This window comes from Nocardia sp. NPDC051832 (assembly GCF_040681285.1).
Taxonomy (GTDB): domain Bacteria; phylum Actinomycetota; class Actinomycetes; order Mycobacteriales; family Mycobacteriaceae; genus Nocardia.
On sequence record NZ_JBFAYL010000003.1, the window covers coordinates 495635 to 520369 of the forward strand.

Sequence of the window (24735 nt, forward strand, 5' to 3'; positions counted from 1 at the left end):
CGCATGCCTCGGTTTGCCAAGCACCCCCGGTGGGGATTGCCATTCGGTGGTGGTGATTGTTCCGCCACAATGGAAAAGGGTGTCCTCCGGAGGCAGGAGCGGCGATGGACGAGCAGTGGCGTTTCCTCAGCGATGACGTCCGGCCGCCGCGCACCGACCGGTCGGGCGGCGGCGGACGGGTGCTGGCGGTGATCGTGGTCGCGATCCTCGCGGTCACCACCTTCCTGGGGTTCCGGGCCGAGCTACCCCAGTGGGCGCCGTTCGCGGGCCCGGAGATCGTCGACGCGACCTATACGACCGAACCGATCCCGACGCTGGACGCGCCCACCGTCACCGCCGCCGTCCGGCCCGCCCTGGTGCATATCAGCACCTCCACCCGGCCGTTCGGGCTGGGCGCCGCCGGCTCCGGCATCGTGCTCACCGCGGACGGGCAGGTGCTGACCAGCCACCACGTGGTCAAAGGCGCGGACACCGTCACGGTGACCGACGTCGGCAACGGCGAGGTCTACCAGGCCAGCGTGCTGGGCTACGACTCCGGCGCCGACATCGCGCTGCTCGAACTGACCGGCGCGGCCGATCTCACCACCGCCACCATCGGCAACTCCGGCGACGTCCGGATGCGCGACGAAGTCCTGGCCATCGGCAACGCGGGCGGCGTCGGCGGCCAGCCGGCCGCGGTGCCCGGCGTCATCACCAACCTGGATTCCACGATCGTCGCCCTGAATTCGGCGGACCTGTCCCGAAAAGCCTTGTCCGGCATGTTCGAGATCGCCGCGCCGGTGTCCTCGGGACAGTCCGGCGGCGCACTTGCCGACCGCAACGGCGCCGTCATCGGCGTGATCACCGCCGCCTCCGGGGACCCGGCCCAGAAATCGGCCGACGATGCCAACGGGTACGCGGTCCCGATCGAGCGAGCCATGCGCATCGTGCGCCAAATCCGTTCCGGCACACCTACCGACACCGTGCACATCGGCCCCACCGCCACCCTCGGCGTCATCGCCTCCAACGCCGAGCCGAGCGGTGCGGGCGCCCGGGTCGAGGCCGCGATCTACGGGATGCCCGCGCACGCGGCCGGACTGCTCGAAGGCGAGGTCATCACCGCTGTCGACGACCACGCCGTCACCACCACCCAGTCCCTGCACGCCGCCCTGAACAGGTACCGCCCCAACGAAACCGTGGCGCTGATGGTCACCGGCCCGCGCGGCAACCGCACGGTGCACGTGCTCCTGACCGTCGGTCCACCCAACTGAGCCGGGCTGGCAGAGTAGGGCCGGTGCGACTCTTTGCCGCGGTGCTGCCGCCGGAGGACGTGACCGCCGAACTCGCCGCCGCGGTCCGGGATTTGCGGACGATCGCGGGCGCGGACCGGCTGCGCTGGACCGGGCGGCTCGGATGGCATTTCACGCTGGCCTTCTACGGCGAAGTCGGCGCGGACGCCGTGCCGGAGTTGTCGGCGCGGCTGCGGCGGGTGGCACAGGGGAGCGACCCCTTCGACCTGGCGCTGCGCGGCGGCGGGCATTTCGGGGACCGCGCGCTCTGGGTCGGCGCCCGCGGCGGTGTGCCCGCGTTGCGGCGGCTGGCCGAAGGCGCGGCGGCCGCCGGGCGCGCGGCGGGTATCGAGCCGGGGGAGAGCCGCCGGTACCGCCCGCATCTCACGCTGGCGCGCGGCTCCGGCACGGATTTCACCGATTATGTTGCCGCGCTGGAGGATTGGGATGGACAGGCGTGGACGGTCGACGCCCTGTGCCTGATCCGCAGCCGGCTCCCCAGGTCCGGGGTGCCGGGGGAGCAGCCGCGCTACGAGACACTCGAGCGGTGGTCGTTCAGTTGAAGACGACGGTGCGCCGGCCGTGCACGAGGACCCGGCCCTCGAGGTGCCAGCGCAGGCCGCGGGCCAGCACGACGCGCTCGATGTCGCGGCCCTGCCGGACCATGTCGCGGACGTCGTCCGCGTGATCGATGCGGGAGACGTCCTGCTCGATGATCGGGCCCGCGTCGAGTTCGGCGGTGACGTAATGGCAGGTCGCGCCGATCAGCTTCACGCCGCGGGCGAAGGCCTGGTGATACGGGCGCGCGCCGACGAAGGACGGCAGGAAGCTGTGATGGATGTTGATGGCTTTGCCGGACCAGTGCTCGCACAGCTCGGCCGGGAGGACCTGCATGAAGCGGGCCAGCACGACGGCGTGCGGGTCGTGGGCGTCGACGAGCTTGCGGACCGTGTCGAAGGCGGGGCCGCGCTCGGCGGGGTCTTTCGGGAATTCGACGTGATGGAATTCGATGCCGTGCGCCTCGGTCATCGCCGCCAGGTCGGGGTGGTTGCCGATGACGGCCTCGATGGTCGCGGGTAGCTCGCCGCTGGTGGCGCGCCCGAGTAGGTCGTGCAGGCAGTGCCCGTCCTTGCTGACCAGCAGGACGATGCGGCGCTTCGCCCCCGAGTCGAGCAGGTCCCACTCCGTCTCCGGCCCCAGATCCGCCGCCACTCCGGCGAAGCGATCCCGCAGTTCCGCGAGTCCGAACGGCACGGTGGCGGCTTTGATCGCCTGCCGGGTGAAGAACCACCCGCTGTCGGTGTCGGAGTGGTAGCCGGCCTCGATGATGGAGCCGCCGAACTCGGCGATGAACGAGGTGATCCTGGCGATGATGCCCGGTTTGTCGGGGCAGCCCAGGGTCAGCACGTAGCGGCGGTCGTCATCGGACAAGCTCATCCGGCCATTCTCCCAGGTGAGCCCGGACGGCCGCGCAGCCGGGATTACTGTCGGCGGCTAGAGCTTGTAAAACGGTTCGGCGTAGCGGAATTCGCCGCTGATCTGCGGTTCGTAGGCGGTGAGGGCGCGCACCTGGAAGTGTGTGGTCCAGCTCGGCTCGTCGGGGGCGATGCCGAGCCGAGCGGCGGGGACGAAACCGAACTGCGGGTAGTACTCGCGGCTGCCGAGCAGGCCGACCAGGGGTTCGTCCAGGGCGTCGGCGGCGCCGAGGGCGGCGTGCATGAGGGCCGCGCCCGCACCGGCCCCCTGATGTTCGACGCGGACGCCGATCGGGCCGAGCGCCAGCACCGGGTAGGGGCCGACGGTGGCGCGGGTCAGGCAGACGTGGCCGATCACCGTGTCGTATTCGACGACGACCAGCGACAGCGTGGGGATCCAGCCGGAATCGCTGCGCAGCCGGGCGACGAGTTCCACCTCCGGTGGTTCGGCCCGGGCGCTGCCGCCGCGCTCGGCGGCCTCCGGATCGTCCTGGTACGCGATCGCGTCACCGTTCGCGTACTGCGGTCCGAATGCGCTGCGGTGGACGGCGGCGATCTGAAGGACATCGTCGGCACGCTCGCGACGGATCAGCACGTGTCGACACCTCCAGTTGGATTACCCGCCCGTTCACCGACCATACGAGTGTGCGGGAAAGCACCGCGGCCCCGCAACGGAATTCGCCACAACACCACGCGGCCTAGACTCTGGCCCTATGGCCGACTCCTCCGTACTGACCCGGGCCGACGTGGCCGCGATGATCGATCACACCCTGCTCGCCCCGGAGGCGACCGCCGCGGAGGTGGCCGCGCTGGTGGCCGAAGCGCGCGAGCTCGGCGTCTACGCGATCTGCGTCTCGCCGTCGATGCTGCCGGTGCGCGCACCCGGCGTGGTCGTCGCGACCGTCGCGGGTTTCCCCTCGGGCAAACACCATTCGCTGATCAAGGGCGCCGAGGCCAAGTTCGCCGTGGACCAGGGCGCCGCCGAGGTGGACATGGTCATCGACGTGGGTGCGGCGCTCGCCGGTGACTTCAACGCCGTCCTCGCCGACATCATCACCGTCCGCGAGGCCACCGCCGACCGCGCCGTCCTGAAGGTGATCATCGAATCGGCCGCCCTCCCCGACGAGGCGATCGTGCGGGCCTGCCGGGCCGCCGAGCAGGCCGGCGCGGATTTCGTCAAGACCTCCACCGGTTTTCACCCCGCGGGCGGCGCGAGCGTGCACGCGGTGCGGCTGATGGCCGAGACCGTCGGCGGACGCCTCGGCGTCAAGGCCAGTGGCGGCATCCGCACGGCCGAGGCCGCCGCCGAGCTGATCGCGGCCGGTGCGACCCGGCTGGGCCTGTCCAAGTCCCGGGCCGTGCTGGCGGGCTTCCCCGCCTAATCCGTTACCCAGTCGGCCATTACGGCGGCGAGTGCCTCGGCGCCGTAATGGCAGTCCTCCGGACGGGCGTATTCGGCGGGAGAGTGCGAGATGCCGGTGGGATTGCGGACGAACAGCATCGCGGTCGGGACCTTGGCGGCGAGGATGCCCGCGTCGTGCCCGGCGGCGGTGGGCAGGACCGGGAGGTCGCCGAGCCGGCTGAGCGCGCGGTTGATGCGGGCGCGCGGCGCCGCGGGGAATTCGACCAGGGGAGTGACGGACTCGGCTGTCACGCGGAGCTCGACGCGATCGCCCGCGGCGTGCTTGCGGGCCTCGGCGCTGATCCGCTCGACCAGGCGGGTGAGGGTGGGTTCGTCGGCGGCGCGGGCGTCGAGCCAGGCCAGGATCTCGGAGGGGATCGCGTTGGCGCCGTTGGGGAGTACCCGGAGTTTGCCGAAAGTGGCTACGGCCGCGTGTAATTCGGCGGCCTGGCGGGCGGTGTGCACCGTGGCGGCGTAGGCCGGCATCGGATCGCGGCGATCGATCAGGCGGGTGGTTCCGGCGTGATTGGCCTCGCCGGTGAAGGTGAACAGCCAGCGGCCGTGTGGCCAGATGGCCGAGGCGACGGCCAGCGGCCGGTCCAGGAGATCGAGGGCGCGGCCCTGCTCGACGTGCAGTTCCACGTAGACGCCGACCCGGTCGGTCAGCGTCGGATCGGCGCCGAGGTGGCGGGGATTGCGGCCGGCGCGGGTCAGCGCCTCGGCCAGGGTGACGCCGTCGGCGTCGCGCAGCGCCAGGGCCCGTTCGGGTTTCAGCTCGCCGGTGCTGAGTTGTGATCCGGCACAAGCGACTCCGAAACGCGCACCTTCCTCGTCGGCGAAGGCCGCGACGGCGACCGGCCGCCGCGGTGCGATACCGCGGGCGCGCACCAGATCGATGGCGGCGAAGGCGGACACCACGCCCAGCGGTCCGTCATACGCCCCGCCGTCGGGCACCGAGTCCAGATGCGATCCGGTGACGAAGGCGTCCACCGGATCGCCCTGCCACCCCGCGGGCAGCCACCAGGCCCACAGGTTGCCGTTGCGATCCTCCTCGACCGGCAGGCCGCGCTGCTCGGCGCAGTCGATGAACCACTCGCGCAGGGTGAGATCCGCGTCGCTCCAGGCGAATCGGCGATAGCCGCCGGTCGACGGCTCGCGGCCGACCTCGAGAATCGATTCCCACAGCGCGTCGAAGCTCATGCTGCGTAGTGTGCGCCGCGCCGCCGCGTTCCGCCGCGGTTCCGGGGATCAGCAGCGGACGTCGGTATTGCCCTGCGACGCGGGCAGTTCCGAGCGACCGCCCGACAGCTGCACGGTGATCCCGTCATCGGTCACGCCGATCGAGGTCGGCTTCATGTCGAAGGGGTAGCTCTGCAGGCTCTTGGAGATCACGTCCACGATGCCCTGCACCAGGTCGGTCGGCAGGCCGAGGCCGAGCAGTTCCGCGGACTGCGTCTGCACCTCGACCACCCCGTTGGTCACCACCGGCTTGACCTGGAGTTCGGCCAGGCCGCCCAGTACCTTCAGGGTCAGCATGCCGCTCGACTTCGACGAGCTCACGCCGGTGACCAGGCCCGCGAGGGTTTCCTTGATGCCCTCGTTGCTCCAGTCGACGTCGGCCGAGGAGCTGCCGATGGTGCCGCCGCCCCGGCCTTCGTCCACCACCTCGAGGTCGTTGAACTTCGCGTGCACCACCATGCCGACCGCGGGGCCGAACTTGGTGTCGTCACTGTCGACGGTGACCCGGCCGACCTTGCCGTCCAGGTAGGTGATCAGCAGCGGCTTCACGCCGAAACCCACGTCGATCTTCGAGCCCATCTCCTGCTCGAACTGCGCGGAGATGCAGTTGGCGACGCGGTGGCGGGCATAGGCCTCGCCGCCGATCAGGAGCGCCGCGAGGAGCGCGACGACCACGGCGAGCGCGATCGTGAGGGTGCGCCGGCTGACCCGAGCGGGGGGTGGGGCTGTGTTCATGCCGCCGATTCTTCCCGACGATTTTGTGTCGGCTCTGTGGGCGCGCTGAGGAGTTGACTACACGCGCTGCCGGTCAGGACGGTGAACGCGCCGTCGATTGTGATATGTGACACAAGATTCGAGCGTAGCCTGATTGCCATGGCTGGCGATGCGGCGGGCCGCGCACCCGAATCCGTAGATCATGGGTGGCGTGTACTGCGGCGGCTGGCCGCCCGGCACGCCGGATACTTCACGACTCGGCAGGTGCTGCGCACCGGATGTGAAACACGTGTACGCGCCGGACTCGGCGACGGCACGGTGGTGCGGGCCGGGGTCGGCCTGCTCCGACTAGCCGAGTGGCCGGACGGACCGCTCGACGAGTACGCCATGTGGGCGGCCTGGTTCGACGGCGCCGCCGCGGTATCGCACCAGAGCGCCGCGGAACTGCACGGCCTGGGCAGCCTGCGCCCCCGATTCCTGCACCTGTCCGTCGGCGCGGGCCGCCCGCCGGTGACGCCGCGTCTGGTGGTGCTGCGCCGCTCGCTGGTCGGCACCGACGTGGAATCGGCGGGCCCGTTCTTGGTCACCACTCCGGTGCGCACGGTGCTGGACCTGGCCGAAGCCGATATCGGCCAGACCGCGCTGGACGAGGTGATCGGCGACGCGGTCGCCATCGGCCGCTGCCGCCGCGACGAAATCCATTCCGCCAGCGTGCGTTTGCCGCCCCGGGCGGCGGGCCGCATCCACCGTGCCCTCACGCGGCTGTGAATGCGCACTGAAACCGCCTGCGCGGTGCGGTATGTCGGCTATCGGGCAGGGTTGTCATCCGCATGCGCCGGACGCGCGATCGTGGCAGGGTGACTGATCATGGGGACGATGGGTCACGGTAGGTGGGATCTCGTCTTTCCGTCCGGCGCGCCCGAGCGAGTGGGCGACATGTTCGCTACCGCGGTGGTCGCGGACGCGGTCCGCGGGCACGACGCCGATCTCGCGCAATCGGTGGAAACCTGCCGGGATTGGAACCGCCGCTACCGCACCATCTTCCGGGCCATGACCGCGCTGTCCGCCTGCTCGCCGGCGCACGCCGCCGGTATCGCCGCCGATGGCCTCACCTCGGCTCGTGGCCTGCTGCGGTTCGTCACCGAGTACGTCGTCGCACCGCTGGACAGTTTCGATGTCAGCGCGGTGCAGCAGCCCGAACCCCTGGGCACCGGCCGTATCGCGGGCAGCGCGGAACCGCCCGCGCGCTTGGAGGTGCCGTATCAGGGCACGGTTCTCGTCGAGGAGACCCTGCGCGGCCGGCTCACCGACTGGCGGCATCGCGGCATCATCGAGCCCGGCTTCGCGGCCGCGATCGAGCGGGTGATCGATCATCCGGAGTGGTTGTCGCTGCCCGGCTTTCGCGTCGTCGTCGCGGGCGCGGGCGAACTGGCGCCGGTGCGTCCGCTCTTGCGCTGGGGCGCGGACGTGCTCGCCATCGCCCGGCCCGGACCGGCCCGCTGGAAAGAACTCGAGGAACTGGCCCGCGCCGGCGCCGGCGTGCTGCGTTACCCGATCACTCCCGGCCCGCGCCCGTTCAGCGGGGGACCGGGGGCCGATATCACCACCCAGTTCCCCGCGCTGATGCATTGGCTGCGTGCGCATCTCGCACCCGCCGAGGGCGGGCCGCGCCCGGTGTTCGGCGGCTACGCGAACCGTTTCGGACCCGGTGGCGTCCGGCTGGCCGCCGCCATCGACGTCCTGGCCGAGGACCTGCTCAGCTTCCGGCCGGACGCGGCGCTGGCTGTTCTCGGCTCCGCGACCGACTGCTATGCGGTACCGGAATCCGTTGTCGCCGACGCGCATCAGCGGCTGCACGCGCGCGGCGCACGGCGCCTGGGCCAGGACTTGCTGCGCGTGCTCACCAGATCGGCGCTCTACCAGCCGAATTACGGCATCCGGCTGGCCGATCGGGCGGGCGATCTCTGGAGCGTGGCCGACGCCATGATGCCCGCCCAGGGTCCGAATCACGTCCTGGCGCAACGGATCCAGCGCTGGCGCGGCGTCCTCGCGCACAGCTCGGGCCGCGATGTCTCCTGCAATGTCGCGCCCCTGATCTGGACCCGCAACCTGGCCGCTCAGCCCCGGCTGGCCGCCGCCTACCGCAGCGCGCATCGGTTCGGCATCGAGATCTTCGAATCCGAAACGGCCCGCACCCTGCTCGCGGCGAAACTCGTCGCCGATCTCTCGGCCCCGGCGGCCGATGCCGAGGTCAACCCGGAAGGCTTGTTCGCCATGGGCGCGGCGCACAGCGGCCTCTGGCGGCAGCCCTTCGAACCGCGCTCGATCCTGCCGATGGCGGCGCTGTCCGGACGCGTGCGCTCGCTGCTGCGCCGCGCCTAGACCGCCGCGGCGTCCTTCGGCGCGACCGCCGACCACGGCACCGACAGCACGCAATCGCGCATCCGCCGCCGGTACTCCCGGACCGGAAAGCCTTCCTCCCGCAAGTACTTCGACGCTTGCCGCCAGCGCACGCGCGGGCCGAACGGGGCCAGCGCCGCCGCGCGCGCCCAGGACCGGTCCGCCGCGGTGAGCAGCGTGTGCACCGGCTCGCCGGGGATGTTGCGGTGTATCAACGCTTTCGGTAGTCGCTCGGCGATATCGGAGGGCCGGTCCACCGTGAACGGATCCCAGGCCAGCGTCAGCGACAGCGGGCCGGTCCGGTCCAGCAGGACCCAGGCGCAGCGGCGGCCCAGCTCATCACAGGTTCCGTCGAGCAGCAGGCCATCCGGGGCCAGGCCGGACCGGATCGTCGCCCAGGCGGCGGGTACCGCGGACTCCGGGTACTGGCGCAGCACGTTGAACGCGCGGACGAAAACCGGTCGTAGTCCGGCCAATTCGAAGCCGCCGCGCGCGAAAGTCACCCCGTCCTGTCCAGGTACCACGCGTTCGGGATCGATCTCCAGTCCGACCACCCGCACGTCGGGCCGCACCGTACGCAGCCGGGCCGCCAACTCCAAGGTCGTCCACGGGCTGGCCCCATAGCCGAGGTCCACCACGAGTGGATCGGCGGCCGCCCGCAACCGCGCGCCGACCAGCTCGTCGTGCACCAGCCAGCGATCGCTGCGGCGCAACCGATTGACCCCGGTGGTGCCCCGGGTGATGGTCCCGAGTGGTTTGTTCAGCTGGTGGGGTTGCGCGCTTCCAGCCACTTCACCGTCTCTTCGGCTTCGGCGCGGAACAGGTCGACCAGGTTCACCAGCATCAACTGTTCCAGCCGGGGACCGACCATCGGAATGAACACCTTCGCCTCCGGCGAGAACCGCATGGTGCAGCCGGTGTCGGTGGGGAACAGGCGAATTCCGCCGCCCAGGCTGCCGGGGCCGGCCGGAATGGACGCCGAGAACTTGCCGACGGTTTCCGCGCCGTCGAACGGGCCCCAGCTCTCCTTGCGGGTGATGATCATGTCCTTGCGCATCACGGCCTGCGCGATTTCGGGGAGCATCTCCCGCGGCAGCGTGTGGTGCAGCACGACCTCGATGCCCGAGTCGCTCACGTCGAGGCTGACGACCTCGTTACCCGGCGTGTACTTCCGCATTTCGGCGACCCGCGCCTCCCAGTACTCCCGAGTCGACAACGCCTCGTAGAGCTCTTTGGTGGTGTGCAGCGGGTAGCGAGCGGAGTAATCCAATCGACGTGCCATGCCCGCACACGTTACCGGGATCGATTGCTGGCCCATCGCTCGGCGCGCATCTCACAGTGGGTGCGGGAAAACTTTGGCCGGGACCACAGCGCGCTGCCGGTCCCGGCCGAAAGTGTGATCAGTGCGCGGCGATCCAGGTGTTGGTGAACTCTTCCTCGGACTGCAACAGCTCGGTCAGGTGTTCCTGGATCGCCTTCTCGATCTTGCCGCCGAACAGCGGGATCTTCACCTCGATCTGGCCCTGCACGGTCGCGGTCGAACCGGCGCCGTCCTCGCTCAGGGTCACGGTGCCGCGCACCTGGGCGGGCGCGCCCTCGACGGTGGCCTCGAAGGTCGCCGTGTCGCCGGTCCAGCTCTCCACCCGCGGAATGATCAGATCGCCGGGGCGGACCGCGGTGATCGCGGGCGGCAGCAGCTCGGCGGCGATGGCCTGCACCATATCGACCCGGACCTGATCACCGTTGGCGCTGAAGGAATTCAGCTTCGCGTTGTCCCCGCCGACCTCGGCGATGCGGTCTTTCCAGTACTGCTCGTCGGCGAGTGCCGCACGGACGGCGGCGGCCGGGTGGGAGTAACGAGCCGTGTACGCCAAGGGTGTAGCCATGGACGAACACGCTACCGTCTGGGGCGTGCGAACTTCACGGGTGGTGTCATCGGACAACCTGCGCGATCTGCTGGCCGGAACGGGCGCGGAATTGCGTGAATCGGTGCGGCTCGCGGACCTGACGACGTTGCGGGTCGGCGGTCCGGCCACGGTCGCCGTCTGCGCCTCGACGGACACACTGGTGCGGACCGTTGGCGCGCTCGACGCAAAGGGCGTTCCGGTGCTGCTGGTAGCGGGCGGCTCCAATCTGCTGATCAGCGACGACGGTTTCGACGGCGTGGTCGTCGAGATCGCGACGGGCAACGTCGAGCTCGGCGCGGACGGCGTGCTCGCCGAGGCGGGCGCGAATTGGGACGGCGTCGTCGCCCGGACGATCGAGGCGGGCTTCGGCGGGCTCGAATGTCTTTCCGGGATACCGGGTTCCGCGGGCGCGACCCCGGTGCAGAACGTCGGCGCCTACGGCGTGGAGGTCGCGACCCTGCTGCGTCGCGTCCAGCTCCTGGAGCGCGCGAGCGGTGCGATCCGCTGGGCCGAGCCCGCCGAACTCGGTTTCGGATACCGCACCAGCAAGCTCAAGCACAGTGACGACGCGGTTGTCCTCGCGGTCGACTTCGCACTCGACCCGTCCGGTACCAGCGCCCCGCTGCGGTACGGCGAGCTCGCCCGGACGCTGGAGGTCACCGACGGCGGCACCAGGCCCGCCGCGCTGGTCCGCGCGGCCGTGCTGGGGTTGCGCGCGGGCAAGGGCATGGTGCTCGATCCGGCCGATCACGACACCTGGAGCGCGGGCTCCTTCTTCACCAATCCGGTCGTTCCGCACGCGCGCGTGGACGCGGTCCGGGCGCGGATCACCGCCCATGTGGGCGATGTCACGATTCCGACCTATGCGGCGCCGGACGGCGTCAAGTTCTCGGCCGGTTGGCTCATCGAGCGCGCCGGTTTCGCGAAGGGTTTCCCGGGGCCCGACGCGGCGGCGCGGCTGTCCACGAAACATACGCTGGCCCTGACGAACCGGGGCGCCGCCACCGCGGCCGACCTGGTGGCGCTGGCCCGCATGGTGCGCGAGGGTGTCGAGGCCCGCTTCGGCATCCACCTGGAGCCGGAACCGGTGACGGTCGGCCTGACCCTCTAACCAGGCAAAACGGGCATCATACCGCTTCGATAGCCGATCGAACCAACACTGCCGCGTAAATTCGAGGCAGTGAACAACCGTCCAGTGATCCGCAGACCGGTCGGCGTGCTGTCGATGCTTCTCCTCGTAGTCGTCGCCCTCGTCGTCGGCTGCTCGAAGGAGGAGGGCGGTCCTGCCGAGGCGGGCGGCCCGGTCGCGAAGGTGACGATCACCCCCGGCAACGACAGCGCGGACGTCAACCCGACGGCCCCGGTCTCGGTCGAGGTCGAGAACGGCGCGATCGATCAGGTCGCGCTGACGAACGCGAACGGCAAGCAGGTCAAGGGCGAATTCAGCCCGGACAAGCGCAGTTTCAAGATCACCGAGCCGCTCGGCTACGACGCCGCCTACACCTGGTCCGGCACCGCCCGCGGCACCGACAACCAGCCGGTCCCGATCGAGGGCGCTTTCCGCACCGTGGCCCCGAAGTCGATCGCCGGGGCGACCTTCCAGATCGCCGACGGTCAGGAGGTCGGCATCGGCGCGCCGATCATCCTGCAGTTCAAGGGCCATGTCTCGAACAAGGCCGAGGTGGAGAAGGCCATCACCGTCACCACCAACCCGCAGACCGAAGGCGCGTGGGCCTGGTTCCCGGACGACAACGGCGGCTCCCGCCTGCACTGGCGGCCCAAGAACTACTGGCAGCCCGGCACCACCGTGCACGTCTCGGCCAAGCTCTACGGCCTGGACATGGGCAACGGTCTCTACGGCGACTCCGACCTGACCTCCGACTTCACCGTCGGGCGCAGCCAGATCGTGAAGGCGAACGCGCCCAGTCACCGCATGCAGGTGGTCCGAGACGGGCGGGTCGTCATGGACTTTCCCGCCAGCTACGGCGAGGGCAACGAGCCGCGCAACGTCACCCGCTCCGGCATTCACGTGGTGAGTGAGAAGCATGAGCTGGTCAAGATGTCGAACCCGCCGTTCTACACCAATGTCGACGAGCGCTGGGCGGTGCGCATCTCCAACAACGGCGAGTTCATCCACGCCAACCCGGAATCCTCGGCCGCGCAAGGCAACTCGAACGTCACCAACGGGTGCATCAACCTGTCCACCGACAACGCGCACGAATACTTCGTGACCGCGCTCTACGGCGACCCGGTCGAGGTCACCGGCACCTCGATCCCGCTGTCGGCCTCCGACGGGGACATCTACGACTGGACCATCTCGTGGGAGCAGTGGAAGACGATGTCCGCGGCGCAGGGTAAGCCGGCCCAGATTTCGGCCACCCCGGTCGCCCCGGCCGCGCCCCGGTAAGCGCCGAGAACGACGCACGCCCACGGTCTTTCCAGGCCGTGGGCGTTTGCGTTCTCCGATCAGCCGCGTCGCGCGAACCGTCCGGGCTCGGTGCCCTGATCCCGCGGCCTGACAATGATTTGATCCAGATTCACATGCGGCGGCCGCGACGCCACGAACCCGACGATCTCCGCGATATCTTCCGCCACCAGTGGGTCGATGCCGTCGTAGACTTTCGCGGCCCGCTCCTTGTCGCCGTCGAACCGCACCAGCGAGAACTCCGTCTCGACCGCGCCGGGCGCGATTTCGGTGAGCCGCACCGGCTTTCCGAGCAGCTCGCCGCGCAACGTCCGGTGCAGCACCGCCTGCGCGTGCTTGGCGGAGGTGTATCCGGACCCGTTGTCGTAGTGCTGGAACGCGGCCACCGAGGTGATCGTGACGATCAGCCCGTCGCCGGAATCGATGAGCTTGGGCAGCAGCGCCTTGGTGACTCGCAGCGTGCCGAGCACGTTGGTCTCCCACATCCAGCGCCAGTCGTCGAGATCGGCGTCGGCGACGGTGGCCAGGCCCTTCGCGCCGCCCGCATTGTTGACCAGCACCGCGACATCGGCGACGGCGGCGCAGAAGGCCTGCACCGATTCCGCGGAGGTGACGTCGAGTTCGAGTGCGGTGCCGCCGATTTCGTCGGCGAGCCGCTGCAGGCGGTCCAGCCGGCGGGCGCCCACGTAGACGTGATAGCCCTGCTTGGCGAGCTCCCGGGCGGTGGCCGCACCGATGCCCGAACTAGCTCCGGTCACGACCGCGCTGCGCTTACTCATGACCACCGATCCTAGGTGCCGGCAGTTAGCCAGGCCTGCGGATGTCGCCGGAATCACCGCTACCCGACGTCGCGGCTGAGCAGATCGCCCGTCGTCTCGCGGCGCAGCAGTTCCCGGCAGTGGCCGTCCTTGATCGCGACGATCGGCGGGCGGCCGACGCCGTTGTAGGTGGAGGCCAGGCTGTGGTGGTAGGCGCCGGTGACCGGCACCGCGAGCACTTCCCCGGGATGCAGGTCCGCGGGCAGCCGCACCTCGGCGGCGAGGATGTCGCCCGCCTCGCAGTAGCGCCCGGCGATCGTGACGGCCAGGTCCGGGCCGACGGGGTGCCGGTTGGCCAGCACGGCGTCGTAGCGCGCACCGTACAGGGCGACGCGCGGGTTGTCGCTCATCCCGCCGTCCACGGTGACATAGGTCCGGCCGTTGTCGAGGTGCTTGACCGACAGCACCCGGTACAGCGTCAGCCCGGCCCGCGCGACGATGGCCCGGCCCGGTTCCAGAGCGATCCGCGGCCGCGGGAAACCGTGCCGCGCGCAGGCGGCGTCGAGGGAGTCCTCGATGACGTCGGCGAGTTCGGCCAGATCCAGTTCGGGGTCACCGCAGCGGTAGGCCACCGCGTGCCCGCCGCCGAGGTCCAGTTCGGTGAGGGTGTGGCCGCTCTCGTCGCGCACCACGGCCATGGCCGCGACCAGGCGGCGGACCGCTTCGCTGAACGGGAAGGTGTCGTGGATCTGCGAGCCGAGATGGCAATGGAAGCCGACCAGGCGCAGATTCGGTTGCCGCAGTACGCGTTCCACGGCTTCGGCGGCCAGCGCGCTACCGATCGGGAAGCCGAACTTCTGGTCGGCCACGCCGGTGCGGACGGCCGGGTGCGAGTCGATATCGATGTCCGGGGAGATCCGCAGCAGCACCCGCTGCGGTGTGGTGGCCAGCGCGGCGATCAACGGGATCTCGTGCAGTGAGTCGATGACGATCCGACCGACACCGGCCTGCACCGCCGCCTGGAGTTCGTGGAACGGTTTGCCGTTGCCGTGCAGCACGATCCGCTCCGGGTCGACACCGGCGGCCAGGGCGATGGCCAATTCGCCCGCGGAGCAGACGTCGAGGCAAAGCCCTTCGGCGGTAACCCATTCGGCGACCGCCCGGGTCAGCAGCGCTTTGCCCGCGTAGTAGATCTCGGCCTCCGGGAAATGCTTGCGATAGGCGCGGCAGCGGTCCCGCACCTCGTCCTCGGCGAGCACGTAGGTCGCGGTGCCGTACTGATCCGCGATGTCGGCCAGGGCGACCCCGGCGACGGTGATCCGGCCCTCGGCGTCGTAGTGGGTGTCGGCCGGCCAGACCGTCGGCGCCAGGCGCGGCGCCATGGTCGAGCCCAGCGAAGGAAACATGTCGAGCAGGGTCACGGTGTCTCCAGGTGTCGTCCCCGCTGTTCCGTATGCGGGGCCGAGGTCAGGACTACGCCGGTGCCGGGGGCCGCGGTATCGCCGATGACGTTGTCTTGACGTTTCGCGGGCCGATCTTGACGCCCTCTTTGCCCGGACACAGCGACCGTTAGCCTGTGGGCATGGCTATACGGGAAGCGGTCAGCGCGGACGGAACCACCCTCGTCTACCGGGTCAGCGGGCCCGCCGGCGCGCGCCCGCTGGTGCTGGTGCACGGCTGGTCGGCCAATCTGCGCTGCTGGGGCACCGCCGCCGACGAGCTGGCCGAGCGCTACCGCGTGATCGCCGTCGATCTGCGCGGCCACGGCTACTCCGATATCCCGGCCGCCGGTTACGACGACCCGAAGAACTGGGCCGCCGATATCGCCGCCGTGCTGGCCGCCGAGGGTGTCGAGCAGGACGCGGTCCTGCTCGGCTGGTCCTACGGCGGCATCGTGATCAGTGATTATCTGACCGCCTACGGCACCGGCGCGGTCGCCGGGGTGATCTACACCGGGTCGATGGCCAATATCGGCCGGGCGCCCGGCGCGGCGACCGGGACCGCGATGGATGCCGCGATCCCGGGGGTGTTCGAGGAGAGCCCGGGCCGCGCCACCCGCGCGTTCGCCGCGTTCGGCAATGCCAACACCGGTCCCGGCGCGGACAAAGGTGTCGACGCGCAGCGCCTGTTCGGCGGCAGTCTGTCCACTCCGCCCGCCGTCCGCAAGGCCCTGTTCGTCCGGACCGTCGACAACACCGAAACCCTTCGCGCCCTGGATATTCCGGTGCTGGTGCAGCACGGCACCGCCGATCCGGTGGTGCCGATCGCGAACGGCCGCTACATCGCCGAGGCCGTTCCGAACGCGCGATTCTCGATCTGGGAGGACGCCCAGCACGGCCTGTTCATCGAAGATCGGGCCCGCTTTCTCGCCGAGGTCACCGACTTCATCGATAGCCAACTAGCCTAATAGCACATACATTCGAATTAAGCACCCTGAGCGGCGTGATCGTGCTCACAAAATCGCTGTGATCGCGGTCACTTGCCCCGCTCCGGGGCGTCTGAGCCGGTGATGCACCGTGCACTATGGATGATGTGAGTCAACGCCCGGACCTACGGCCGAATCGGATCGCCGTGTTGTCGGTGCACACCTCACCACTTGCCCAACCGGGCACGGGTGACGCGGGCGGCATGAACGTCTACGTCCTGCAAACCGCCCTGCAACTGGCTCGGCGCGGCATCGAAGTGGAGATCTTCACCCGCGCGACCTCGTCGAATATGCCGCCGGTGCAGGAGGCCGCGCCCGGCGTCCTGGTGCGCAACGTGGTGGCGGGCCCGTTCGAGGGCCTGGACAAGCGCGACCTGCCGACCCAGCTGTGCCCCTTCACCGCCGAGGTGCTGCGCCAAGAGGCGCGGCACCTACCCGGCTATTACGACCTGGTGCATTCGCACTACTGGCTGTCCGGGCAGGTCGGCTGGCTGGCCCGGGACCGCTGGCGGGTGCCGCTGGTGCACACCGCGCACACCCTGGCCGCCGTCAAGAACCGCGCGCTCGCCGACGGTGACTGCCCCGAGCCCGCCACTCGGGAAATCGGCGAGAAACAGATCGTCGTCGAAGCGGACCGGCTGGTGGCCAACACCGCCGAAGAGGCGAGACAGCTGATCGAGCTGTACGGCGCCGAAGCCCGCCACATCGACATCGTCCCGCCCGGCGCCGACCTCACCAGATACCAGCCCGGCGACAAGCTCCGCGCCCGCGCCGAACTCGGCCTGCGCCCCGACGAGCAGATCGTCGCGTTCATCGGCCGCATCCAGCCGTTGAAGGCGCCCGACGTTCTGATCCGCGCCGCCGCCGTCCTGCTCGACGAGGACCCGGGCCGCAACCTGCGCGTGCTGATCGTCGGCGGGCCCTCCGGCACCGGCCTGGAACGCCCCGACTCCCTGATCCGGCTGGCCGCCGAACTCGGCATCACCGACCACGTCACCTTCCTGCCGCCGCAGCCCCCGGATCGCCTGGTCCAGGTGTACCGGGCCGCGGACCTCGTCGCGGTGCCCAGCCACAACGAATCCTTCGGCCTGGTCGCGATCGAAGCGCAGGCCAGCGGCACCCCGGTGCTCGCCGCCGACGTGGGCGGGCTGAGCACCGCCGTGCGGCATGGTGAAACCGGCCTGCTGGTGCCCGGGCACTACATCCCGGACTGGGCGGCCGCGCTCGGTGCCCTGCTCGACGACCCGAACCGGCTCCGCCGGATGAGCGCGGGCGCGGTCGAGCACGCCGGGAACTTCTCCTGGGAGCACACCGCCGACGGGCTGCTGGCCAGCTACTCCGCCGCGCTGGGCGATTTCCACGCCGCGCTCGCGCACCGCGAAGGCCACGAGGTGCTGCTCAACGGCCTCTACGGTGCTCCGGGCGCTCGCGCGCGCACTGCGTCCCGCTAGCGGAATCGGGTAACCGATACTTGTCATCCTGAGCGCAGGATCCACGAGGACAGGAGAACGACGCCGATGTCGGTGCCAGCCACCGCGCAGTTGATCGACGAGACGCTGCGCGATCGGGAAATCGAATACAGCCGCACCGGCGAGGACGTTTTCGTTGTCATCCTGCCGGGCGAGCGCAAACTGAAGACCACGGTGATGCTCACCGTCGGCAAGCACGGTCTGCGCATCGAATCGTTCGTCTGCCGTAAGCCGGACGAGAACTTCGAAGGCGTCTACAAATTCCTGCTGCGCCGCAACCGCCGCCTCTACGGCGTGGCCTACACCCTGGACCGGGTCGGCGATATCTACCTCGTCGGCCGCATCGCCACGCACGCGGTCACCGCCGACGAACTCGACCGTGTCTTCGGGCAGATCCTGGAGGCCGTCGACGGCGACTTCAACGTGCTGCTGGAACTGGGTTTCGCCGAATCCATTCGCAAGGAATGGAAATGGCGGGTCTCGCGCGGTGAATCGTTGAAGAACCTGCGCGCTTTCGAACATCTGGTGGACGCCTCCGACAAGTAGGCCCGCGCCCAATATGATCCTTCGGGCCGCCGCGAACGCGGCGGTCACGGTGCTGCTGTCGGAAGTGGGGGCCTGATGACCATTCTCGCGCTGGATGTCGGGGCGACGAAAATCGCTGTCGGCGTGGTCGGAACCGACGGGATGACCCATGAGGTCGGGCGTATCCAGGTGCCGGCGGCCGGGGTCTGGGAGGCGTGCCAGGAGCTGCTGCTGTCCGTGGCGGGGGAGGACGATGTGCCGATCATCGGCATCGGCGCGGCCGGTCCGGTGGACGCGCCGTCCGGCTCACTGTCGCCGCTCAACATTCCCGAGTGGTCGAGCGGGTTTCCGATCGTGTCCGCGGTGAAGGAGCTGTTCCCTTCCGCCTCCGTGCGTTTCGCAATCGACGGGGTGTGCCTGGCGCTGGCCGAACGGCATTTCGGCGCGGCCCGGCAGACGCCGGACGCGCTGGCCATGACGGTGTCCTCGGGCATCGGCGGTGGCGTGATCGTCGGCGGCATGGTCGCGGTCGGCCACACCGGCAACGCCGGTCATATCGGTCACATCGTGGTTCCGGGGTCGATGGATCCGTGCGCGTGCGGGGGCGTGGGCTGCGTGGAAGCCGTTGCGAGCGGGCCGTCTTCGGTGCGCTGGGCGCAGGGACGGGGCTGGACCGGCACCACCGGGGTCGAGCTGGCCGAGGACGCGGTGCACGGCGACCGCATCGCCAAGGCGGCGCTGCGGCGCGCGGGAATCGCGCTGGGGCAGGCGATTTCCTCGGCGGCGGCGTTGCTGGACGTCGACCTGGTCGTGGTCGGCGGCGGGTTCGCGCAGGCGGGGGAGCCGCTGTGGCGGCCCATGCAGGAGTCGCTCGGCGCGCACGCCCGGATCGGATTCCTCAAGGATCTGCGGGTCGTTCCGTCCGAACTGCAGGACCGGGCGACGTTGATCGGCGCCGGTCTGCTCACCGCCCTCTCAGCGCCCGCCTGAGTTCGGCCTGCCAGAATGGGCCCCATGACGTACACCCTCGTGTTGCTGCGCCACGGCGAGAGCGAATGGAATGCCCTGAATCTGTTCACCGGCTGGGTGGATGTGCACCTGACCGACAAGGGCATCGCCGAGGGCAAGCGCGCCGGTCAGCTCATGGCCGAGAAGGGTGTGCTGCCGGATGTGGTGTACACCTCGCTGCTGCGCCGCGCCATCAGCACCGCCAACAACGCTCTCGACGCCGCCGACCGGCACTGGATCCCGGTGATCCGGGACTGGCGCCTGAACGAGCGCCACTACGGCGACCTGCAGGGCAAGAACAAGGCCCAGGTCAAAGAGCAGTACGGCGACGAGCAGTTCATGCTGTGGCGCCGTAGCTACGACACCCCGCCCCCGCCGATCGCCGCGGACAACGAGTACAGCCAGGAGGGCGACCCGCGCTACGACGGCATCGAGGTCCCCAAGACCGAATGCCTGCTCGACGTCGTCAAGCGGATGGTCCCCTACTGGGAGTCCACCATCTCCAAGGACCTCCTGACCGGCAAGACCGTCCTCGTCGCCGCCCACGGCAACTCCCTGCGCGCCCTGGTCAAGCACCTCGACCAGATCTCCGACGACGACATCGCCGGCCTCAACATCCCCACCGGCATCCCCCTCGTCTACGAACTCGACGAAAACCTCCGCCCCCTCCGCCCCGCCGCCTACCTCGACCCGGAAGCCGCCGCCGCCGGCGCCGCCGCGGTCGCCAACCAGGGCGGCAAGTAACCAGCTGAACTACCGAGCGCCGTGGTCGTTTTCGACCACGGCGCTTCGTCGTCTCAGCAGTCCGCCTCGAACGACGCCTCGATCTCGCCATCGGTCGGATAGCGCACGTCCTCGATCGGCTCCAACCCCATATGCGCCAAGATCCTGTTGACGCCCACCGTCAGCTCGGTCCCCGACCGAGTGGCGTAGAGCCGCACCCCGCGAATGTCTTTCGGCATCGTGCTCTCGATGTCATCCACGCGCTTCTCCAACTTGCCGACGCGGCGATCGAGCTCGACATAGGTCATCAAATCCCCCTTGCTAGATCGAATGATGCGGGAAGGCTATCGGATACCACCGACAGGAACCAGGCCGTTCAGCGCGTTGGTTTGGCGGCGATCCGAGCAGGCAAGCCGCGGCGGCGACCGCCTAGAAGAAAAGTGGGACCGGGGCGGTTAACTATTGGCGTGGACAACCGGTTACGGTAAGCCCAGATTCTGATGTCTGAAGTGGGGGATTTGCGGCTATACGCTGGGGCTATCGTCAGCCGTGCGGCGTATGTGAACTGGTATTCACCAGATTTTCCGTTAGCCGGATGTTCTTACCGACGAGTAGGTTCGGTATGCTTCGGGCGTTCGATCAGTCCGAGAGGTGGATCACGTTCGATGAAGTACGCGTTGCGGGCCACGGTGGCTTCGGTAGCCACTGCTGTGCTCCTTCCTTTCCTCACCACCGGCGCCGCGGCGAATGCCGCGCCCGCGTCCACGGGGCCTGACGGCGGCGCCGCGGGTGCCGCCTGGACCGCCACCGAAGACGGCGCCCAGCAGTACCCCAACGTCAACATCCAGTGGGATGTGCCGATCACCATGAGTGACGGCACCGTCCTCAAGGGCAATCTGTACCGGCCCGCGGATGCGGCAGGACGGCCGATCGACACCCAGACGCCGACCATCGTCAACCTGACGCCCTACACCAAGCTGGTGTCGAACCTCGGCGACAGCGCGCTCTCCATCCCCGGCTTCTCCGACGCTCTGCTGGCGCTGTTCCGTCAGATCGACATGTCGGGCACCCCGCTGTCCGGCGTCACCGACCTGACCAAGGCCTTCGGCGGCGGCGAACTCCGCAACTTCGCGGTGGATCGGCAGATGATCAAGAGCGGCTACAGCTGGCTCGTGGTCGACGTCCGCGGCACCGGCTTCTCCCAGGGCACCTGGGACATGCTGCGCCAGCGCGAACAGCAGGACACCGTCGAGGTCATCGACTGGGCGTCCAAGCAGTCGTGGTCCGACGGCAAGGTCGGCATGAACGGCATCTCCTACTCGGGCATCAACCAGGTGCAGGCCGCGCAGCAGAACCCGCCGGCGCTGAAGGCGATCTTCCCGGTGGTCCCGGGTAGCGACCTGGTCCAGGACGTGCTGGCCCCCGGCACCGGCTTCGGCTTCAACTTCATCCCGCTGTGGCTGACCGCCATCAACGGCCTGAAGTGGGTGCCGGACGTCGCCTCCATCGTGAACGGCCAGTTCGACACCAAGTGGCTGGCCGACCGCGCCGCGGACCCGATGACCTTCATGGACGTGCTGCTCAACGTCTACACGACCACGAAGATCGACGACCTGGATCCGCGCGCCAAGGCGCTGCTCACCGATTCCGAAGGCCGCCGAAAGGATTGGTGGAGCGACCCGGGCAAGATCAAGATCCCGACCTTCGTCACCGGTGGCTGGCACGACCTGTTCACCTACTCGGAATCCAAGATCTACGAACAGATTCCGCTGCCCCCGGGCCAGAAGCAGCTGCTGATGGGCAACACCTACCACGTCAACTCGGGCAACGAGTACGGCAAGCCGGGCCTGCCCCCGCGCCTGGACGTGCTGCAGCGCGCCTGGTTCGACAAGTGGCTCAAGGGCATCGACAACGGCATCGACGGCTACGGCCCGGTGACCCTGCGTCAGCAGGGCGGCGGCTGGATCACCACCAACGGTTTCGGTTTCGGTTCGGTGTCCAGTCGTGAGGCCGATGTCGAGTCGGCACACCGCCGGATGTACCTGTCCGCGGCCAACAGCGGCACGGCCCAGTCGGTGCACGACGGATCGCTCACCGCCGCGGCCAATTCCGATACCCAGCGACTCACTGTCGCTCCGGGCCTCACCACCCTGTGCTCCAACGACGCGGCACAGGGTAGTGCGGGCGTGCTCTCGGTCATCGACGGCTGTGCGAAGGATTCCCGGGTCGCCGAACTCAACGGCCTGACCTTCACCAGCGCGCCGGTCGCCGAGGAGACCGCCATCTCGGGCCCGATCGCGGTGCGGCTCAACACCGTGCACGACGCCGCCGACGGCTACTGGGTCGTCACGGTGAACGATGTCGCGCCCGACGGTCAGTCGACGGTGCTCTCCTCAGGGCAGCTGATGGCCTCCATGCGCGAGATCGACGACGCGAACAGCGCCAAGTCGGCCAACGGCGACTACACCGATCCGCGCCCGTTCACCTCGCTGGATCGCCGTCAGCAGACGGTGCCGGGCGAGGCCACCACGCTGGATATCGCGCTGCCCGCGACCGAGGCGGTTCTGAAGCCGGGTCACCGCCTGCGGGTGGATGTCTTCGCGGGCAACTTCCCGAAGGGCCTGCCGGTGCTGCCGATGCTGGTCGACACGGGTCTCAAGCCGCAGCACGTGCAGCTGGATCCGAACCGGCCGAGCTTCGTCAACATTCCGGTGCGGGGCAAGCCTGGCTGGTGAGCCCGGCTCGCTGAAAAGCCCTGAAGCGCCTCCGTTTCCCTGGAAACGGAGGCGCTTTGTCGTTGCGCCATGCGGCATTTCGACGAGTCCGCGCCCCGTGTCCTGTGCGCGTGCACCAAATCGCGGGTCTTTCCGCGGTTTCGGAGTCCGGCGTGACTACTCGCAAGTAATTTAGGAAGTAGCTACTCCCTAAGAAAGTGAGCGCTACGACGATGCGTGCCGCATTGCGTTCCGCGGTGGTGTTATTCGCCGCCGGACTCCTGAGCCCTCTGCTGACCCCGAACGCCGCGGCCGGCCCGATCCCGGTCGGCCCGGACGGCGGCGCGGCCGGCGCCGCCTGGGCCGCCACCGAGGACGGCCCGCAGCCGTACCCGAATGTCATCATCGAATGGGATGTCCCCATCACGATGAGCGACGGCACGGTACTCAAGAGCAATGTGTACCGCCCGGCCGACGCCGCCGGCCGGCCCATCGCCGAACCCACGCCGACCATCGTCAACATGACGCCCTACACCAAATTGGGCTCCATGATCGCCGACAGCCTGATCTCGATACCGGGCCTTTCGGACGCGGTGCTGCAACTTTCGCGCGATATCGACATGTCCGGCACCCCGCTGTCCGGCGTCACCGATCTGACCAAGGCCCTCGGCGGCGGCCTGATCCGCAACTTCACCGTCGACCGCCAGCTGATCAAGAGCGGCTACACCCAGGTCGTCGTCGACGTCCGCGGAACCGGCTTCTCCCAAGGAATCTGGGACATCCTGCGGGCCCGGGAACAGCAGGACACGGTCGAGGTGATCGACTGGGCTTCGCGTCAGCCGTGGTCCAACGGACGCATCGGCATGAACGGCGTCTCCTACTCGGGCCTGAACCAGTTGCAGGTGGCGGCGAAGAACCCGCCCGCGCTCGCCGCGATCTTCCCGGTTGTGCCCAGCCGCAACCCTTTCCGCGATCTCGTCGCACCCGGAGGGGCGCTCGGCGTCGCCTTCATGCCGATGTGGCTGGCCGCGGTGAACGGCGGCAAGCTGGTGCCGGATCTGACCGGACTCGCGCAAGGTCGTTTCGATACCCGTTGGCTCGCCGACAGGATGGCCGATCCGTTCACCTTCCTGGACGCGCTCTTCAGTGTGCTGACCGCGCCGCAGATCGGTGATCTGAACCCGAAGGTCGCCGAACTGCTCGACGGGAACAGCGCGGCCCGGCGGTCCTGGGAGACCGACGCGACGAAGATCCAGGTACCGACCTTCGTCACCGGCGGCTGGCACGACGTGTTCATCAACTCACAGACCGACGTCTACCACCGAATCCCGTTGCCACCCGGCCAGAAGCAACTGTTCATGGGCGACGGCTACCACATCAGCAACGGCAACGAATCCGGCCGCCCTGGCCTGCCGCCGCGCATGGACGTCTTGCAGCGGGCCTGGTTCGACAAGTGGCTCAAGGGCATCGACAACGGCATCGACAAGTACGGTCCGGTGACGATGAAGCAGGAGGGCGGCGGCTGGATCACCGAAGGTTCCTTCCAGCAGCCGGTTTCGACTTATCGCCGGATGTATCTGTCGGCCGCCCGCAGCGGCACCGCGAACAGTGTGTACGACGGTTCGCTGTTCACCGAGCCGAGCCCGGACATCGCCCGGGTCTCGGTGGCGCCCGGGCTCACCGGTCTGTGTTCCCGGGACACCACCCAGCAGCTGGTAGGCATTCCGCAGATCATCGTCGCCTGTGCCGAGGACTCGCGGATCCAGGAGCTCGGCGGTCTCACCTTCACCAGTGCCCCGGTCGCGGAACAGGTCTCGATCTCCGGTGCGATCGCGGTGCGGTTGAACACAGTGCACGACGCGACCGACGGATACTGGGTCGCGACGGTGAACGATGTCGCGCCGGACGGACGTTCGACCGTACTGTCCTCGGGTCAGCTGGTCGCCTCGCTGCGCGCCATCGACGAATCCCGCAGCACCCGCCTGCCCAACGGCGACTACACCGAGCCGGTGCCGTACTTGTCCTTGGCCGACCGGCAGCCGACCGTCCCAGGTGAGCCGGCGCAGCTGGACATCGCGATCCCAGGAGTGAATGCCGTCCTCCAACCCGGTCATCGCCTGCGGGTGGACGTGTACGCAGGCAACTTCCCGAAGGGCCTGCCACCGATGCCGATGCTGCTCGAAACCGGTTTCCGCCCACAGCATCTGCTGCTGGATCCGAATCAGCCGAGCTATGTGAACCTGCCCGTCTCGGGCGATCCGGGCTGGTAGTTCCCGGCCGGGG

General features: G+C 69.1%; 24 protein-coding genes. 14 read left to right on the forward strand and 10 right to left on the reverse strand.

Annotated elements, in window-relative coordinates; all coding sequences use genetic code 11:
- The first annotated feature begins 104 nt into the window (after nt 1-104).
- Nucleotides 105-1250, forward strand: a complete 1146-nt coding sequence (locus AB0M14_RS20105; protein ID WP_364997081.1) for a S1C family serine protease — start codon at nt 105-107, stop codon at nt 1248-1250.
- Between the two features lie 23 nt (nt 1251-1273).
- Nucleotides 1274-1831 carry an RNA 2',3'-cyclic phosphodiesterase gene (gene thpR, locus AB0M14_RS20110; RefSeq protein ID WP_364997083.1) on the forward strand — a complete coding sequence of 186 codons (558 nt, stop codon included), beginning with the start codon at nt 1274-1276 and terminating at the stop codon, nt 1829-1831.
- On the opposite strand, the gene purU is transcribed toward thpR, so the two are convergent.
- On the reverse strand, nt 1824-2705 hold the full coding sequence (gene purU / locus AB0M14_RS20115; RefSeq protein WP_364997085.1) for a formyltetrahydrofolate deformylase: 882 nt from the start codon (nt 2703-2705) through the stop codon (nt 1824-1826). The genes thpR and purU overlap by 8 nt on opposite strands.
- A 57-nt stretch (nt 2706-2762) precedes the next feature.
- Nucleotides 2763-3338: an N-acetyltransferase gene (locus AB0M14_RS20120; RefSeq protein WP_364997087.1), complete on the reverse strand. Its 576-nt coding sequence runs from the start codon at nt 3336-3338 to the stop codon at nt 2763-2765.
- 118 nt (nt 3339-3456) lie between these two features.
- Here AB0M14_RS20120 and deoC point away from each other — a divergent pair, with 118 nt between their 5' ends.
- Complete coding sequence (gene deoC, locus AB0M14_RS20125; RefSeq protein ID WP_364997089.1) at nt 3457-4125, forward strand: deoxyribose-phosphate aldolase; 669 nt, start codon at nt 3457-3459, stop codon at nt 4123-4125.
- Here the strand turns inward: deoC and AB0M14_RS20130 are convergent.
- A complete protein-coding gene (locus tag AB0M14_RS20130; RefSeq protein ID WP_364997091.1) occupies nt 4122-5345 on the reverse strand; it encodes an allantoate amidohydrolase in 1224 nt (407 codons plus the stop codon). The genes deoC and AB0M14_RS20130 overlap by 4 nt on opposite strands.
- Nucleotides 5346-5393: 48 nt before the next feature.
- Nucleotides 5394-6119 carry a DUF2993 domain-containing protein gene (locus AB0M14_RS20135; protein WP_364997093.1) on the reverse strand — a complete coding sequence of 242 codons (726 nt, stop codon included), beginning with the start codon at nt 6117-6119 and terminating at the stop codon, nt 5394-5396.
- A gap of 138 nt (nt 6120-6257) precedes the next feature.
- On the opposite strand from AB0M14_RS20135, the gene AB0M14_RS20140 reads away from it, so the two are divergent.
- Complete coding sequence (locus AB0M14_RS20140) at nt 6258-6866, forward strand: hypothetical protein (protein ID WP_364997095.1); 609 nt, start codon at nt 6258-6260, stop codon at nt 6864-6866.
- 108 nt (nt 6867-6974) lie between these two features.
- Nucleotides 6975-8480, forward strand: a complete 1506-nt coding sequence (locus tag AB0M14_RS20145; protein ID WP_364997097.1) for a hypothetical protein — start codon at nt 6975-6977, stop codon at nt 8478-8480.
- On the opposite strand, the gene AB0M14_RS20150 is transcribed toward AB0M14_RS20145, so the two are convergent.
- The 3 genes from AB0M14_RS20150 to AB0M14_RS20160 all read right to left on the reverse strand — a co-directional run bounded on the left by AB0M14_RS20150 (nt 8477) and on the right by AB0M14_RS20160 (nt 10384).
- Nucleotides 8477-9289 (reverse strand): class I SAM-dependent methyltransferase, encoded by an 813-nt coding sequence (locus tag AB0M14_RS20150; protein ID WP_364997099.1) that lies wholly within the window; start codon nt 9287-9289, stop codon nt 8477-8479. The two genes, AB0M14_RS20145 and AB0M14_RS20150, sit on opposite strands and share 4 nt — an antisense overlap.
- Complete coding sequence (locus AB0M14_RS20155; RefSeq protein WP_364997101.1) at nt 9259-9780, reverse strand: DUF2505 domain-containing protein; 522 nt, start codon at nt 9778-9780, stop codon at nt 9259-9261. Before AB0M14_RS20155 ends, AB0M14_RS20150 begins: the two co-directional genes overlap by 31 nt.
- A 118-nt stretch (nt 9781-9898) precedes the next feature.
- Nucleotides 9899-10384, reverse strand: coding sequence for a DUF2505 domain-containing protein (locus AB0M14_RS20160; protein ID WP_364997103.1), 486 nt, complete (start codon nt 10382-10384; stop codon nt 9899-9901).
- A gap of 40 nt (nt 10385-10424) precedes the next feature.
- On the opposite strand from AB0M14_RS20160, the gene AB0M14_RS20165 reads away from it, so the two are divergent.
- Together AB0M14_RS20165 and AB0M14_RS20170 are read left to right on the forward strand one after the other, a co-directional pair.
- Nucleotides 10425-11516, forward strand: coding sequence for a UDP-N-acetylmuramate dehydrogenase (locus AB0M14_RS20165; protein ID WP_364998965.1), 1092 nt, complete (start codon nt 10425-10427; stop codon nt 11514-11516).
- 69 nt (nt 11517-11585) lie between these two features.
- Nucleotides 11586-12812 (forward strand): Ig-like domain-containing protein, encoded by a 1227-nt coding sequence (locus tag AB0M14_RS20170; protein WP_364997105.1) that lies wholly within the window; start codon nt 11586-11588, stop codon nt 12810-12812.
- A gap of 59 nt (nt 12813-12871) precedes the next feature.
- Here the strand turns inward: AB0M14_RS20170 and AB0M14_RS20175 are convergent, their stop codons facing one another.
- Both AB0M14_RS20175 and lysA read right to left on the reverse strand, forming a co-directional pair.
- The gene (locus AB0M14_RS20175) at nt 12872-13609 is read right to left on the reverse strand and encodes an SDR family oxidoreductase (RefSeq protein WP_364997107.1); all 738 of its coding nucleotides are present in this window, start codon (nt 13607-13609) and stop codon (nt 12872-12874) included.
- A 59-nt stretch (nt 13610-13668) separates the two neighbouring features.
- Nucleotides 13669-15009 (reverse strand): diaminopimelate decarboxylase, encoded by a 1341-nt coding sequence (gene lysA / locus AB0M14_RS20180; RefSeq protein ID WP_364997109.1) that lies wholly within the window; start codon nt 15007-15009, stop codon nt 13669-13671.
- 161 nt (nt 15010-15170) lie between these two features.
- On the opposite strand from lysA, the gene AB0M14_RS20185 reads away from it, so the two are divergent.
- The 5 genes from AB0M14_RS20185 (at nt 15171) to AB0M14_RS20205 (ending at nt 19759) form a co-directional block, all read left to right on the forward strand.
- The gene (locus AB0M14_RS20185; protein ID WP_364997111.1) at nt 15171-15995 is read left to right on the forward strand and encodes an alpha/beta hydrolase; all 825 of its coding nucleotides are present in this window, start codon (nt 15171-15173) and stop codon (nt 15993-15995) included.
- Nucleotides 15996-16111: 116 nt separating this feature from the next.
- Nucleotides 16112-17464, forward strand: coding sequence for a D-inositol-3-phosphate glycosyltransferase (mshA, locus tag AB0M14_RS20190; protein ID WP_364997113.1), 1353 nt, complete (start codon nt 16112-16114; stop codon nt 17462-17464).
- Between the two features lie 66 nt (nt 17465-17530).
- Complete coding sequence (locus AB0M14_RS20195) at nt 17531-18028, forward strand: YbjN domain-containing protein (protein ID WP_364997115.1); 498 nt, start codon at nt 17531-17533, stop codon at nt 18026-18028.
- A 75-nt stretch (nt 18029-18103) separates the two neighbouring features.
- Nucleotides 18104-18997: an ROK family protein gene (locus AB0M14_RS20200; protein WP_364997117.1), complete on the forward strand. Its 894-nt coding sequence runs from the start codon at nt 18104-18106 to the stop codon at nt 18995-18997.
- A 24-nt stretch (nt 18998-19021) separates the two neighbouring features.
- The gene (locus AB0M14_RS20205; protein ID WP_364997119.1) at nt 19022-19759 is read left to right on the forward strand and encodes a phosphoglyceromutase; all 738 of its coding nucleotides are present in this window, start codon (nt 19022-19024) and stop codon (nt 19757-19759) included.
- A 53-nt stretch (nt 19760-19812) separates the two neighbouring features.
- Here AB0M14_RS20205 and AB0M14_RS20210 read toward each other — a convergent pair whose 3' ends face one another.
- A complete protein-coding gene (locus tag AB0M14_RS20210; RefSeq protein WP_364997121.1) occupies nt 19813-20046 on the reverse strand; it encodes a hypothetical protein in 234 nt (77 codons plus the stop codon).
- Nucleotides 20047-20403: 357 nt separating this feature from the next.
- Here AB0M14_RS20210 and AB0M14_RS20215 point away from each other — a divergent pair, with 357 nt between their 5' ends.
- Nucleotides 20404-22473 (forward strand): CocE/NonD family hydrolase, encoded by a 2070-nt coding sequence (locus AB0M14_RS20215; RefSeq protein WP_364997123.1) that lies wholly within the window; start codon nt 20404-20406, stop codon nt 22471-22473.
- Nucleotides 22474-22685: 212 nt separating this feature from the next.
- The gene (locus AB0M14_RS20220) at nt 22686-24722 is read left to right on the forward strand and encodes a CocE/NonD family hydrolase (protein ID WP_364998967.1); all 2037 of its coding nucleotides are present in this window, start codon (nt 22686-22688) and stop codon (nt 24720-24722) included.
- Nucleotides 24723-24735 lie beyond the last annotated feature (13 nt).

Bases quoted from the DNA above. Each gene is read 5' to 3' on its own strand.
- AB0M14_RS20105 (WP_364997081.1), top strand. From the start codon at position 105: ATGGACGAGCAGTGGCGTTTCCTCAGCGATGACGTCCGGCCGCCGCGC.
- purU (WP_364997085.1), bottom strand. From the start codon at position 2,705: ATGAGCTTGTCCGATGACGACCGCCGCTACGTGCTGACCCTGGGCTGC.
- deoC (WP_364997089.1), top strand. From the start codon at position 3,457: ATGGCCGACTCCTCCGTACTGACCCGGGCCGACGTGGCCGCGATGATC.
- AB0M14_RS20130 (WP_364997091.1), bottom strand. From the start codon at position 5,345: ATGAGCTTCGACGCGCTGTGGGAATCGATTCTCGAGGTCGGCCGCGAG.
- AB0M14_RS20135 (WP_364997093.1), bottom strand. From the start codon at position 6,119: ATGAACACAGCCCCACCCCCCGCTCGGGTCAGCCGGCGCACCCTCACG.
- AB0M14_RS20140 (WP_364997095.1), top strand. From the start codon at position 6,258: ATGGCTGGCGATGCGGCGGGCCGCGCACCCGAATCCGTAGATCATGGG.
- AB0M14_RS20145 (WP_364997097.1), top strand. From the start codon at position 6,975: ATGGGTCACGGTAGGTGGGATCTCGTCTTTCCGTCCGGCGCGCCCGAG.
- AB0M14_RS20155 (WP_364997101.1), bottom strand. From the start codon at position 9,780: ATGGCACGTCGATTGGATTACTCCGCTCGCTACCCGCTGCACACCACC.
- AB0M14_RS20160 (WP_364997103.1), bottom strand. From the start codon at position 10,384: ATGGCTACACCCTTGGCGTACACGGCTCGTTACTCCCACCCGGCCGCC.
- AB0M14_RS20175 (WP_364997107.1), bottom strand. From the start codon at position 13,609: ATGAGTAAGCGCAGCGCGGTCGTGACCGGAGCTAGTTCGGGCATCGGT.
- AB0M14_RS20185 (WP_364997111.1), top strand. From the start codon at position 15,171: ATGGCTATACGGGAAGCGGTCAGCGCGGACGGAACCACCCTCGTCTAC.
- mshA (WP_364997113.1), top strand. From the start codon at position 16,112: ATGGATGATGTGAGTCAACGCCCGGACCTACGGCCGAATCGGATCGCC.
- AB0M14_RS20195 (WP_364997115.1), top strand. From the start codon at position 17,531: ATGTCGGTGCCAGCCACCGCGCAGTTGATCGACGAGACGCTGCGCGAT.
- AB0M14_RS20200 (WP_364997117.1), top strand. From the start codon at position 18,104: ATGACCATTCTCGCGCTGGATGTCGGGGCGACGAAAATCGCTGTCGGC.
- AB0M14_RS20205 (WP_364997119.1), top strand. From the start codon at position 19,022: ATGACGTACACCCTCGTGTTGCTGCGCCACGGCGAGAGCGAATGGAAT.
- AB0M14_RS20210 (WP_364997121.1), bottom strand. From the start codon at position 20,046: ATGACCTATGTCGAGCTCGATCGCCGCGTCGGCAAGTTGGAGAAGCGC.
- AB0M14_RS20215 (WP_364997123.1), top strand. From the start codon at position 20,404: ATGAAGTACGCGTTGCGGGCCACGGTGGCTTCGGTAGCCACTGCTGTG.
- AB0M14_RS20220 (WP_364998967.1), top strand. From the start codon at position 22,686: ATGCGTGCCGCATTGCGTTCCGCGGTGGTGTTATTCGCCGCCGGACTC.